This is a genomic window from Solwaraspora sp. WMMD792 (assembly GCF_029626105.1).
In the GTDB taxonomy this organism is placed as follows: Bacteria; Actinomycetota; Actinomycetes; order Mycobacteriales; family Micromonosporaceae; genus Micromonospora_E.
The window spans coordinates 491,048-504,211 of the sequence record NZ_JARUBH010000009.1 but is presented as its reverse complement, the minus strand read 5'-3'; the positions used below and the strand labels follow the sequence as shown (position 1 = coordinate 504,211).

Sequence of the window (13,164 nt, the reverse complement as noted above, 5' to 3'; positions counted from 1 at the left end):
GACGGCGTCGTTCCGGAGCGAGAGCGCCTGCCGCTCCGGAACGACGCCCACCACCGTCGGAGAGGGGCCGGAAGTGAAAGTCGTCCTGCTGCACATGCCGTGGGGGTCGATCGACGTGCCGTCACTGGCGTTGGGCATCCTGCGCGCGGCGGCCGGTCGGGCCGGTCACGACGTGCAGGTCCGCTACGCCAACATCGACTTTGTCGACTGGGTGACCGGGGTCGCCGACTTCACGCTGGCCGACTACCGCTACTTCTCCGAGTCCTCCTACTTCCTCGGCGCCGGGGACTGGGTCTTCTCCGGGCTGCTCGACGACGAGGAGCGCCCGTTCGACCCGTACGCCCGGCTGCTCACCGAAGGCGGCTCGACCGACACCGAGATCGCACTGACCCGGGCGATGCACCGGCTGGTGCCCGGCTTCATCCGCGAACTCGCCGCCGAACTGGCCGACGCCGCGCCGGACGTCGTCGGATTCACCACCACGTTCCAGCAGAACGCCGCCAGCCTCGCCGTCGCCCGTCTGGTCAAGCAGGCACGGCCCGGCACCCGGATCGTGTTCGGCGGGGCCAACTGCGACGGTCCGCAGGGAGCGGCGCTGCACCGCAACTTCCGCTACGTCGACTACGTGGTACGCGGCGAAGGCGAGGTCGCCTTCCCGCAACTGCTCGCCGCCCTCAACTCGGCCGACGGGTCCGGCCGGATCGGCTCATCGGGGCTCGCCGACATCTCCGGGCTGTGCTGGCGCGACGCCGACGGCGTCGCCCGGGCCAACCCGATGTCGTCGCGACCGCTGCCGCCCGGCGACATCGTCGCGCCCGACTACACCGGCTACCTGGACCGGCTGGACACGTCGGCGGCAGCCGACTGGGTAGCGCCCCGGCTGGTCGTCGAAGGCTCCCGAGGTTGCTGGTGGGGCGAGAAACACCACTGCACGTTCTGCGGGCTCAACGGGTCGTTCATGCAGTTCCGCAGCAAGAGCCCGGCCCGCTTCCTCGACGAGGTCCTCGACCTCGCCCGACGCCACCAGCTGCTCGACTTCATCGTGGTCGACAACATCCTCGACATGGCCTACTTCGACTCGGTGCTGCAACGCCTGGCCGAATCGGAGTACGACGTCCGCCTGCACTTCGAGGTCAAGGCCAATCTGCGCCGACGACACTTCCAGCAGCTCAACGATTCCGGCGCGGTGCAGGTCCAGCCGGGCGTGGAGAACCTCAGCAGCCACGTGCTGCGGCTGATGGACAAGGGCGTGACCGGCTGCCAGAACGTGCGGGCACTGCGCGACGCGCAGAGCGCCGGTGTGACGGCCAGCTGGAACTACCTGTACGGGTTCCCCGGCGAGACGGCGCGGGACTACACCAGCATCGTCGACCAACTGCCGGCACTGCACCACCTGGAGCCGCCGATGGGGGCCGCCCGGATCGCCATCGAACGGTTCAGCCCCTACTTCGACCGCCCGGAGCTGGGATTCGCCACCCTGCGACCGGCACCGCAGTACGCCGAGATCTACCGGCTGCCCGAGGCGGAACTCGCCGACCTGGCGTACATCTTCACGTCGGTGCCGCACGGCATCGACCGGACCCAGGCCGCCGAGCTCGACGCGGCCCTGGCCACCTGGCAGGCGCAGTACCCGGTCAGCCGACTCACCTGTCAGGAACTGCCGGACCGGATCGTGCTGGTGAGCCAACGCGCCGCCTACGACTGGACCGTGCTGGAGCTGACCACGGCACCGGAGATCGCCCTGTTCCGGCTGCTCGATCAGCCGCGTACCGCCGCCACGCTCGCCGCCAAGGTGCCCGGCGGAGCGGCGGTCGTCGAACCGCTGCTGGACCGCTGGTCGGCGCTGGGCATCCTGTTCCACGACGACGGCTACCAGGTGCATCTCGCGGTCGAGTCCGACAACCAGATGCTGGCCCGGACGGACCACCGCCGGAGGGCCGCCGCAGGCACCGCCGGGGACGCAGCCGGCGGCAGCGGCGGGCAACCGGGCACCGGCACGGCCGGGCAGAGCGAGGAGGAGCCGCATGCCGTCGTCGTCGGCTGACGTCACCACCCAGACCAGCCCGAGCAGCCCGCCCCGGTCAACCGGCCCGGCCGACTGGACCGGGTGTGCGATCGAGATCGCGCTGTCCCGCGACTATCTGCCCGACGCGGCCCAGGTAACCGGGATGTCGTTCGGCACCCGGCGGGTCGCCGGTGCGTGGCGGCCGCTGGTTGCGGACCTGCACCGGGCCGGCGTACGGCATGCCCGGCTGCCCGCCCCGGTCGACCTGTGCCTGGACGCCGGGGTCGCCTCCGCCCGCGCCCTGGTGCTGATCCGGGAGCTCACCGCCCGCGCCATCGCGGTCGACTGGGTGGCCCGCTGCCACGACGGCTGCGCCGGACAGGGCATGTTCGACCATCTGTTCCCACCGGATCGGGTGGACGGCGGCGCCAGCAGCACCGACGACCAGGCGGTACGCGGTTGGCGGGACTCGTTCTTCCTCGGCAAGTGCGTGTTCCGGCGCGGGCCCGGGTTCGTCGAGGTCCGTGACCGCCGCGCCGGTGCGCTGGAGCTGTTCACCATCGACGAACCGGAGCATCTGGTCGCCATCGGGCAGCTGACCGAAGGAGTACCGGCCGGGCAGGTGCCCGCGCCGGTGCGCCGGGACCTGACCGACGCCCGGCTGATCGCGGCACAGGCCGGGCAGCTGTGGTGGCTGCCGACCCCGGCGTACCGCTGGCCGTTCCCGGCGCTGGCGGTATGAGCACCACCCAGATCTCCTTTCACCGACCGTCTCCGCGAGGAGGGACATGGACACCGTGACCGGTACGGCGACGCAGCCCGAGGTGCCGTACATCGCCGACCCGTACCCGACGTTGGCCCGGATCCGGTCCAACGGCCCGGTGTCGATCCTGCACAGCGACGAAGGGCTGCCGATGTGGGTGATCGCCCGGTACCGGGACGTACGGGCGGCGCTGGCCGATCCACGATTCGGTCAGGACGCCCGGCGTGCCCAGGCACTCGCCGACGACCGGGTGGCCGGGGTCACCCTCGGCGGTGACGTCGTCCACATGCTCAACAGCGACCCGCCGGACCACACCCGGCTGCGGCGGCTCATCCACGCGGCGTTCACCGCCCGGCGGGTGGCCGCCATGCGGCCGATGGTGGACCGGATCACCACGTCGCTGCTCGACGACATCGCCGGACGCCGGACGGTGGACCTGGTGAAGGACTTCGCCTTCCCGCTGCCGATGCTGATCATCTGTGAGCTGCTCGGCTTCCCGGCCGAGGACCGCGCCGCGTACCGCGCCTGGTCGACGGCGATCCTCACGCACAGCGACGACCCAGCGGACTTCGCCACCGCCCTCGGTGAGATGACCGACTACATCGGCGGGCAGCTGCGGCACCGACGGGCCCATCCCGGCGACGACATCCTGACCGGCCTGCTGGCCGCCCGGGACGCCGGTGAGCTCACCGACGACGAAATCGTCGGCATGGTCTTCCTACTGCTGATCGGCGGCCACGAGACCACCGTCAACCTGCTCGGCACCGCCACGCTCGCCCTGCTGCGCCACCCCGACCAGCTACGGTGGCTGCTGGCGAACCGACCGGCGCTGCCGGCCGCGATCGACGAGTTCCTGCGCTACGAATCGCCGGTCAGCATGGCGACACTGCGGTTCACCACCGAGCAGGTCGACATCGACGGGGTACGGATTCCCGCCGGTGAGCTCGTGCTCGTCTCGCTCGGCGGCGCCAACCGGGATCCGGACCGGTTCCCCGACCCCGACCGGCTGATCCTGGACCGGGGCGACCCCGGACACCTGGCGTTCGGCCACGGTCTGCACCGCTGCCTCGGCGCGTTCCTCGGCAAGCTCGAAGGCGAGCTGGCGCTCGGCGCCCTGCTGGACCGGTACCCCGGGCTGACACTCGCCGCCGACGAGCACGAACTGCCGTGGCGGAACACGATCATGCTCCGAGGGCTGGAATCGCTGCCGGTGGCCCTCGGTGACTGACTCCGTGACCGACTCCGTGACTGAGTCAGTGACCGACTCGGCGCCTGATTCGACGACTGAGACTGCGGCGGCCGGGACAGCGGCCCGGCGGTTCCGACCGCGACTCAGCTTCGCGCCGCTGCGCTCGCGCGGCTACCGCCTGCTGTTCGCCGCCGAACTGGTGTCCGTGTTCGGCGACGCCTTCCACGCCGTCGCTCTGCCGTTCCTCGTCTACCAGCTCGGCGGTGGTGGGCGCGAGCTGGGCCTGCTGGTCGCCGGGTACGGGGTGTGCCGGCTGGCGACGACACCGCTGGGCGGGATCCTGTCCGACCGGATCGGGCCGTGGCGGGTGATGCTGATCTCCGACCTGAGCCGGGTCGTCTTCACCGCCGGCATCGTCGCGGCCGCCGTCGCCGACAACCCGTCCGTACCGGTGATCGCGGTGCTGGTCGCCGGCACCGGCCTGGGCGCGGGCCTGTTCCAGCCGGCTGCCTACGCGATCACCCCACGGCTGCTGCCGGCCGATCAGTTGCAGGCCGGCAATGGGCTGCACAGCACCGCGAGTTTCACGGCCGGGATGATCGGCCCCGGGGTGGCCGGGCTCGTCGTGGCGGCGCTCTCCCCGGCGGTGGCGTTCGGCGTGGACGCGGCGACGTTCGCCGTCTCGGCAGTCTGCCTGGCGATGATCGGCGGCGTCGCGCGGGGCACAGCGCCACCGCCACCGCCGCCGGTCGACGACGACGGCCCGCAGCCGGGCAGGGCGGGACCGGACGGTGGCGCACCGCCGTCGGACGCACCGCCGGTCGGGTTCTGGCGGCTGCTACGCGAGTCGGCGCTGCTGCGTACCGTACTGCTGGTAACCGCCGCCGCCAACCTGACCGTCGGCGGCATGGTCCGGATCGGGTTGCCGTCGCTCAGCAACGGCGAGCTGGCCGCCGGCGCGGGCGGGCTGGGTGGGCTGCTGGCCGCGTTCACCGCCGGCTCGCTGGTCGGTGGGCTGTTCTCCGCCGGCCTGGCCGGGCTGCCCCGACGTGGCGCGACGGCGATGGTCGCCGGCATGGTGCTGGGCCTGGCGATCGCCGCCGTGCCGTTCGCCGGCTACCTCGGCGCGGTGGTGGCCCTGGTGGTGGCCGGTCTGGCCAGCACCGTCACGAACGTACTGGTGATCACCACCATGCAGCAGAGCACCGCGCCGCACCTGCTGGGCCGGGTGATGAGCGCGATCGTCTTCGCCGCGCTGAGCCTGTTCCCGCTGTCCACGGTGGCCGCCGGCCTGGTGGTCGACAGGTACGGCAGCACGGCGGTCTTCCTGGCCTCCGGGGCGACCTTGCTGGCCGCGTTCGCCTTCGGCCTGTCCCGCCGCGAGCTGCGGCAGGGGTGACAGCGGCCGCCCGGGCCGGTGGCCAGGTCACCAGTTCACCCGCCGGATCAGTGCCCAGTCGTGGTCGTCGTTTCCTCTACAGACAGTCACTTCGATGTTCTCGTCCAGTCCACCGGTCCCGGAGCCGCGCACGTCGAGGCAGAGGTTCGAGGCGGTGTTGACCAGCCGGTAGAACTGGGTGTCGCCGGAGCTCACCGTCGGCTGCAGTCGCCAGTACTGGTTCTCGTCGTCGAAGCAGCCGGTCTCGTACACCCTGGTTCCCGCCGGGACCGAGCCGAGGCCGGGCAGGTCCAGACAGTACTGGGAGGTGATGCTACGGATCCAGTACAACTGGTTGCCGGCGGAGTCGACCCGGCGCGGGACGAAGGCATACTCCTGGTTGTCCTGGGTGTGCACGTAGCAGAGGTTCTGTAGGATCGGTCCGTCGCGTGGTCCGGCACCGATCCCCGGAATGTCCAGGCACATCTCGGTGGCCAGGTTGTAGACGAAGAACGGGCCGTACGCACGGTTGGTCCCGTCGGCATCCGTGGCCTTGACCGGCGGCTGGTCGGAGGCGCTCGGCTTCGGTGTCTGCGCCGTCGGCGCTGGCTGCGCGGGTGGTTCCGACGGAGCGGTTGGCGCGCTCGGGGCGCCGGTGGTTGCCTCGGCCTTGGGTTTGGGCGTGGTGGTCGGGCTCGGCGAGGGGGAGGCAGCGGCAGGTGGGGCCAACCTCGGATCCTTGGCGTACTCGGTCTCGAAGCGGCTCACCTGCTCGGCGAGGGCCAGGATCCCGTCGCCGCCCGGCACCTCGGCCAGCGTACGGATCGTCGGGTCGCCGCGGAGGAACGCCGCCAGTGCCAGCGGATAGTCGTCTGGTCCGGTTCCGGGTATGGCCTCCAGGAGGGCGCACATGGCCTGGCCGAGAGCCGGAACAGCCGAGGCCGGGGTCCACGGCGACGCCGTCGCCGACGGCTGTGCGTAGGTCACCCACATCTGGGGGAGGAACTGCGCGATGCCCTGCTCGCCCAACGGGCCGAGCCGCTGCGGGTCGAACGCGGAGGTCGCCATGAGCTGCGCGGCGACCCGAGCCGGAGGCAGCTGCGGGCAGACCGCACCAGCAGCCTGGATCAGTTCGAGATACGCATCCGGCACCGGCGACGGCGCGGCGTCGGTGGCGGCCCGCACGACGGCCGGTACGAACGTCTCGGGCGCCGCGTCACCACTGCCACCGAACTCCGGCTGCAACGCGTACCAGATGGCGTACCGCTCCACGGTGTCGATGTACTCCTGGGCACCGGCCGGGACGTCACCAGCATCGACGACCGGCTCCATGCCGACCCAGTGCGCCGCCAACGCCAGCTGCCACCGGTCGCCGTCGATCTGCAGCACCCGGAGCTGGCCGACCAGCTGGCACATGTGGCGGGCGAGGGCGGTGACGCTGGCTTCCCGGTCAGCCGGCCGCGCCTCCTCCCAGGGGGCCCACTTCTCCCACACGGTCGGCACCAGACCGGCGACGCCCTGCCCGCCGACCGAGCGCACCGCCTCGACCGGCATCCCCGAGAACCGGGACGCGACCATCACCTGACCGGCGAGCCGCGCCGGGGTCAAGGTGGGACACGACGTGGCGGCCTCGGTCAGCAGGCGAAGATCCGCGTCGGACACCCTGGTGCCGGGCAGCGGCTCACCGGCGTCGGCCGGGCTGGGTGCCACCGAGGCGGTCAGGGCAACCATCGTGACCAGGCCCATGGCCGCCCCGGTGAGGATCCGGAACTGACTCCTCATCGAGATACGCATCGCATCGCCTCGTTCGGCACCGATCTCACACCTTTCAGCCAGCACCAGATGCCAGCCAGCACCAGATAGAGGCACCGTCCGAGCCCGACGCAAGGGCACAGAGTGCTCATGGTGGATCGTTCGCATGATACGTGCGGGCGAGCGTGGGCAGGGATGATCGAGGTGAATCCCTAGTGATCAGTTGGCCAGCACCGTCACGAACCTACTGGTGATCACCGCCCGCGCCGGGTCGGCCGACGGGTGGCGGTCCGGGTACGGACCGCAGGGCCTGCCGAAGGTAGGTCAGGCCGTCGAGCGCGAGCCGGTCTGGCGACGCGGCGAGGGGCCGCCAGATCGACGCGGCGGTCGCGATCGTCTCGTTCTCCGGGGTGAACGACTCGATACAGATCGCGCCCCGGTACCCGGTCGTGACCAGCGCGGCGAGAAACCGGGGCCAGTCCAGGTGGTCAGCGCCGGGAGCCCCCCGATCGGTGCCACTGACCTGGACGTGTTTGATGTGCGCACCCGCGGCGGCGACCGCCGCGTACGGATCGGCCTCCTCGATGTTCATGTGGTAGGTATCGATCATGAGCCCGACGTTCGGCGGTAGGCCGTCGATCAGCTCCACCGCCTGATCGATCGTGTTGACCACGCTCGTCTCGTAGCGGTTCAGCGCTTCCACGCCGATCGACACGCCGTGGGCGGCGGCATGGTCGGCGACCGGGGCCAGGGCTCGGCGGAATTCCGCGTAGCAGGCGGCGCGGGCGGCCGGGGTCATCCGCCAGGTCCGACCCACCGAGGCGTAGACCGGCCCACCGACGGTCGGCGCGCCGACGGCGGCCGCACTGTCGACGCAGCCCTTCAGGTAGGCCACTGTCGCCTCGACCACCGCCGGTGGGGCGTCGACGAGGTCCCGGCCGGGTGGGGTGACCGCGCAGACGCCCGCCGCGGTCAGCCCGAGTTCCGCGAGCAGATCCCGGGTACGGCGTGGATCCCAGTCGCCGGGCTGCTCGATCGGCAGTTCGACGGCGTCGAAGCCGAACCCGGCGATCCGGGGCAGCAGCTCGGCCAGGGCCACGTCGTCCACAGGAGAGGTCCACACCCAGGGGTTCACCCCGATCTGGTACACCGGGCCTACTTCCAGCGCTGCGGGTAGCCCGGCAGGCCGGTGCAGCCGCACATCGCGTAGTGCAGCGGCGGCATGTCCGGGTCGAGGTAGCTGTCTAGATTCTCCTCCGTGATCGTCGGCTGCGGCAGCTTCCACGGATTGGACACCTGCTGGCCGTCGAGGATCCGCAGGGCGGCGATGATCGGCGTACGCCACTGGTAGGTCGGGTAGGTCGGGGCGATCGCGGTGAGGCCGTTGTCCTTCCACATCCGCAGGAAGTCGAGCTGGTCCTCGCCGTTGATGGGTGGCACCGGCTTGCCGGCGTCCTGGAACGCCTCGACCGCGGCGACCGCGACCGCGCCGGCGTCCATCCAGACACCGTCGATCGTGCCGTACCGCCGGATGTAGTCGTCGACGATCTTCTTGGTCTTCGCCGGGTCGCCGTCGGTGAACTCGACTCCTACGACGTCGACCTGCGCCTGGTCGAAGACGACCTTCGCCGCGGACCAGCGGGTCTCCAGCACGTCGACGCCGGGCAGGATACGCAGGGCGAGCAGCTTGCCGCCCGGGGTCATCCGCTGGCTGACGAACTCGGCGCTGACATGGCCGAAGCCGTACCCGCCGATGGGGTTGATGAACGTGACCGGACAGTCCGTGTCCACGCCCCGGTCGAAGACGATGACCGGCAGACCGGTACGGCAGGCCGCCTCGACCGCCGGAGTGAGCGTGGCGGTGGTGTTCGGCGAGACGATGAGCGCGTCACAGTCCTTGCCGAGCAGGTCGTTGATGTCGGCGATCTGCTTCTGGTCCTTGCCTTCGGCATCGATGTGGACGAACTCCTTGATCAGGTCCGCCTGTGCTTCCACCTCGGCCTGCATGGTCTTGAACCCGACCTGCCGCCACGGGTTGTTCAGCGCGGCGTTGGAGAAGCAGATCTTGTACGGACCGGCCTTGGCGTACTTCGCGGTGTCCACCATCGTCGGGTCCAGCACCTGCTCCCACGGCTTGTCCGCCGGGCCGGTCGGGGTGGCGTCGAGCAGCGCCAGCTCGTTGTCGTAGTCGGCCTGTACGAAGAACTTCGACTGGTCACCGGTGCCTGTTGCCGGCGCCGACGATCCGCCGGAACTGGCTGCGGTCGGCTGATCCGTCGCGCAGCCGGCGAGGGCGAGCAGGGCCACCGCGGACAGCGCGGTCATGCGACGTTTCACCAGGATCCCCTTATCTCGACGAGGAACGTCGGGTAGCGACCGCCACGGCGAACAGGATGATGGCGCCCTGGACGGTCGGTCTGAGTGCGCCGGAGACGCCGTAGAAGTTCATGAGGGCGAACAGCAGTTCGAGGGTCACCGCACCGAGCATCGCGCCGACGACCGACCCACGACCGCCGCCCAACGCGACCCCGCCGAGGACGACCGCGGTGATGGACCCGAACTCGAGGCCGGCACCGGCCTGGAAGGAGACGCCGCTGTAGCCACCGATCAGGATGGCGGCGACGGCTGCCGCGAGGCCGCTGAGGATGAAGGCGATGGTGCCTACCCGCCGGACCCGCACCCCGCTGAGGTGCGCGGTGCGGGGGTTGTCCCCGACGGCGATCAGGATCCGGCCGAAGTCGGAGCGCGTCAGCAGCACGGCCAGCGCCGCGAGGACCAGCAGGACCATCAGGGAGTACGGGACCCGGCCCAGTACCGGCACGTCCTCGACCGCACGCCGGCCGAACTGGCGGAACTCTTCGGAGAACCCGCCCTTGGGCGCGCCGTTGGACCACAGGTAGACCGCGCCCACCAGGATCAGGAACATGCCGAGGGTGGTGATGAACGAAGGCACCCGCAGGCGCGTCGTGATCAGACCGTTGACCAGCCCGACGAATGCACCGCCGAAGAGCAGCACCAGCACCGCCGGCCAGGTCCGGGTGGGATCGCTGTCGATGATCCGGGCGGCCACCACGACCTGCGCGGTGACCAGGGCGCCGACCGACAGGTCGAATTCGCCGGAGACGATCACGAAGTACTGCCCGGCGGCGAGGAGGATGATCGGCGCCGAACGGCCGAGGAACGACATCAGCGACGCCGGAGCCAGGAAGTCGGGCTGCCGGACGGTGACGAGGATCAGCAGCACCACGAGTATCGCGAGGATGGGCAGCACACCGCCGGCACCTGCCCAGCGCGGCAACCCGGGGCGACGCTGGACGATCTGCATGATCACCAGGCCGCCTTTCCCAGCGTCCGGCGGGCGTAGACGGCCACGGCGACGATGATCACGGCGCCCCGGATCACCTGTTTGAAGAAGGCGTCGACCTCGAGCTGGTTGAAGATGGCGTCGATGCTGGCGAGCAGCAGTACGCCGCCGACGGTGCCGATGACGCCACCGCGTCCACCGGCGAGGGCGGTGCCCCCGATGACGACAGCGGCGATCGACTCCAGGTCGTAGAGGCCCTCGGTACCCACCCGGGGCGCGCCCGAGCCGAGCCGGCTGGCCAGGTAGATCCCGGCGAGCCCGGCGCAGAGCGAGCAGATCACATGGGCGGTGACCAGGACTCGGTCGTTGCGGACGCCGGAGAGTCTGGCGACCTGCGGGTCACCGCCGACCGCGACCAGGTGGTGGCCGAACCGGGTCCGGGAAAGGACGAACCAGCACGCCCCGGTGACCGCGATCAGCAGCAGGAAGGACACCGGAACGGGACCGACCCGCTGGTATCCGAGGGTCTGCACGAGCGCCGGTGAGGTGCTGCCGGCCGGGCCGTCGTAGCCGTTGTCGAGATAGCCCTTGAGCAGCAGTCCGACGCCCAGTGTCGCGATGAACGCGTTGATCCGCAGCCGGGTGACGAGCAGTCCGTTGCACAGCCCGATGGCGGCGCTGACGGCGAGCGCCAGGCCGATGCCGGGCAGCAGCCCGCCGTCGCGGCCGTTCATCGTCTCCGCCGCGACCAGGGTGCTCAGGCTCACCACGTACGCCACGGAGAGGTCGAGCGAACCGCCGAGGACGACCAGGGTCTGGCCGACCGCCACCAGCCCCAGCCCGGCGGCGACGTGCAGCAGGCTCACCGTCGTGGACTGGTTGAACAGCTGGCCTCCGTCGATCGTGACGACCAGCCAGCCGGCGACCAGGGTGAGGGCGAGTGCCACGAAGACGCCGGGTACGGACCGTCGAGCGGACCACAGTGCGGGGGCGGTCACGCGGGCGTCTCCCGCCCGGCCCCGACCGCGAGGGCGAGGACGTCGGGCTCGGTCGCGCCGGCGGGCAGCTCACCCGCGATCCGACCGTCGCGCATGACGATCATCCGGTCACTCATACCGATCAGCTCAGGCAGATCGGACGAGATCATCAGCACGGCGGCACCGTCGCGGGCGAGCCGACGGACGAGATGGTGGATCGCCGATCTGGCGCCGACGTCGATGCCGCGGGTCGGTTCGTCGAAGAGCAGGACCACCGGGTCCACCGCGAGCCATCTCGCCAGGACGACCTTCTGCTGATTGCCGCCGGACAGGAAACGGATCTCCTGGTCCTCGCCGGCGGCCCGGACATCGACGGCGGCAAGTAACTCACGGACCCGGGCGGCCCGGCCGCCCGGCACGGCCCGGACCGCGAGCAACGCGTTGTCGAGCACCGACTGTCGGGCGACGATGCCCTCGCCCTTGCGGTCCTCGGTGACGTAGGCGATACCGGCCCGTGTCGCCGACCGTGGGGAGCGCAACCGCACCGGTACGCCGTCGAGCGTGACCTCACCGGTGGTGAACGGAACCGCGCCGAACAGCGCGCGAGCCAGCGCCGAGCGCCCCGAGCCCTGGAGGCCACCGACGCCGAGCACCTCACCGGCGCGCAGGTGCAGGTCGATATCCCGCAGTTTCCGGTTCCCCCCGCCCCGGACGGCGAGCCGCACGGCGCCGTCGCCGGCCCCGGCGCGGTCGGGGTAGAGCGTGGACATCTCCCGACCGACCATGAGCCGTACCAGTTCCTCGGCGGTGGTGTCGGCGGTGCGCAGCGTGTCCACCCGGCGGCCGTCCTTGACAACCGTGATCCGGCTCGACAGGTCGAAGACCTCGGTGAGCCGGTGCGAGACGTAGAGCAGACCGATCCCCTGGTCCTGCAGCCGACGCACCAGTCGGTAGAGCAGCTCCACCTCGTGGTCGGCCAGGGCTGCGGTGGGTTCGTCCATGATGAGCAGCCGGGCGTCGAGGGCCAGCGCCTTGACGATCTCGACGACCTGCTGCTGGGCGACGCCGAGGCGCCCCACCGGAGTGTCGACCGGCAGCACCCGCTCACCGACGGAGGCCAGCAGTCTCTCGGTCCGGGCGCGCATCTGCCGACGGTCGACCAGACCGCGGCGAAGCGGCTCATGGCCCAGGAACACGTTCTCCGCGACGGTGCGCTCCGGCAGCAGGTTGAACTCCTGGTGGATGATGCCGATCCCGGCCCGCTGGGCATCACGCGGTCCGGCGAACACGCACCGTCGTCCAGCGAACTCGACGGAGCCCTCGTCGGGGGCGTACCCGCCCGAGACGATCTTCATGAGGGTGGACTTCCCGGCGCCGTTCTCACCGACGACCGCGTGGACCTCGCCCGGCGCGACATCGAGGTCGACGCCGTCGAGAACCCGCGTCCCGAGGAAGGACTTGCTGATGCCCCGCAGAGCGAGCAACGACGCCGGGCGTCGGTCCACCATCGTCGAAATCCTTACGGATAGTAGTTGTCGCGGCGTCGTCTCGTCTGGCGTCGATCACCTTCTGTCAATGCAATGACCTCGCCCTCAATGCTCAGAGCAGGACTCGGTGTTGTCGTGCTCAAGTTTTCCTTGACACACACGAAACATCACACGTATGAAGATAGGTGCTTGGGAATGAGTTCGCAATCCCTGAACCCACAGCGACTCCCGGCCGACCGCTCGGCCGTGGCGTCGCGACCCAAGCGGGCTGCCGGGCCACCAGCGCGCTGAAGGGCATCAGCGCATGTT

General features: G+C 70.6%; 9 protein-coding genes and 1 pseudogene. 4 read left to right on the top strand and 6 right to left on the bottom strand.

What is annotated here, in order from left to right; all coding sequences use genetic code 11:
* Window positions 1-73: 73 nt before the first annotated feature.
* The 4 genes and pseudogenes from O7629_RS03770 to O7629_RS03755 form a co-directional block, all read left to right on the top strand.
* Window positions 74-1,933, top strand: a pseudogene (locus tag O7629_RS03770) (RiPP maturation radical SAM C-methyltransferase); the annotation flags it as partial.
* A 91-nt stretch (window positions 1,934-2,024) separates the two neighbouring features.
* Window positions 2,025-2,747 (top strand): DUF5825 family protein, encoded by a 723-nt coding sequence (locus O7629_RS03765; RefSeq protein ID WP_278167500.1) that lies wholly within the window; start codon window positions 2,025-2,027, stop codon window positions 2,745-2,747.
* 46 nt (window positions 2,748-2,793) lie between these two features.
* On the top strand, window positions 2,794-3,996 hold the full coding sequence (locus O7629_RS03760; RefSeq protein ID WP_278167499.1) for a cytochrome P450: 1,203 nt from the start codon (window positions 2,794-2,796) through the stop codon (window positions 3,994-3,996).
* Between the two features lie 28 nt (window positions 3,997-4,024).
* The gene (locus O7629_RS03755; RefSeq protein WP_278174393.1) at window positions 4,025-5,356 is read left to right on the top strand and encodes an MFS transporter; all 1,332 of its coding nucleotides are present in this window, start codon (window positions 4,025-4,027) and stop codon (window positions 5,354-5,356) included.
* Window positions 5,357-5,383: 27 nt separating this feature from the next.
* On the opposite strand, the gene O7629_RS03750 is transcribed toward O7629_RS03755, so the two are convergent.
* From O7629_RS03750 to O7629_RS03725, 6 genes are all read right to left on the bottom strand, one after another.
* Window positions 5,384-7,129 (bottom strand): RICIN domain-containing protein, encoded by a 1,746-nt coding sequence (locus O7629_RS03750; RefSeq protein ID WP_278167498.1) that lies wholly within the window; start codon window positions 7,127-7,129, stop codon window positions 5,384-5,386.
* A gap of 202 nt (window positions 7,130-7,331) precedes the next feature.
* Complete coding sequence (locus O7629_RS03745; RefSeq protein WP_278167497.1) at window positions 7,332-8,210, bottom strand: sugar phosphate isomerase/epimerase family protein; 879 nt, start codon at window positions 8,208-8,210, stop codon at window positions 7,332-7,334.
* Between the two features lie 32 nt (window positions 8,211-8,242).
* Complete coding sequence (locus tag O7629_RS03740; RefSeq protein ID WP_278167495.1) at window positions 8,243-9,424, bottom strand: substrate-binding domain-containing protein; 1,182 nt, start codon at window positions 9,422-9,424, stop codon at window positions 8,243-8,245.
* Between the two features lie 10 nt (window positions 9,425-9,434).
* Window positions 9,435-10,412, bottom strand: a complete 978-nt coding sequence (locus tag O7629_RS03735) for an ABC transporter permease (RefSeq protein WP_278174392.1) — start codon at window positions 10,410-10,412, stop codon at window positions 9,435-9,437.
* A gap of 2 nt (window positions 10,413-10,414) precedes the next feature.
* The gene (locus tag O7629_RS03730) at window positions 10,415-11,389 is read right to left on the bottom strand and encodes an ABC transporter permease (RefSeq protein ID WP_278167494.1); all 975 of its coding nucleotides are present in this window, start codon (window positions 11,387-11,389) and stop codon (window positions 10,415-10,417) included.
* Entirely contained in the window at window positions 11,386-12,876 is a 1,491-nt protein-coding gene (locus O7629_RS03725; RefSeq protein WP_278167493.1) for a sugar ABC transporter ATP-binding protein, read from the bottom strand. Before O7629_RS03725 ends, O7629_RS03730 begins: the two co-directional genes overlap by 4 nt.
* Between the last annotated feature and the right edge of the window lie 288 nt (window positions 12,877-13,164).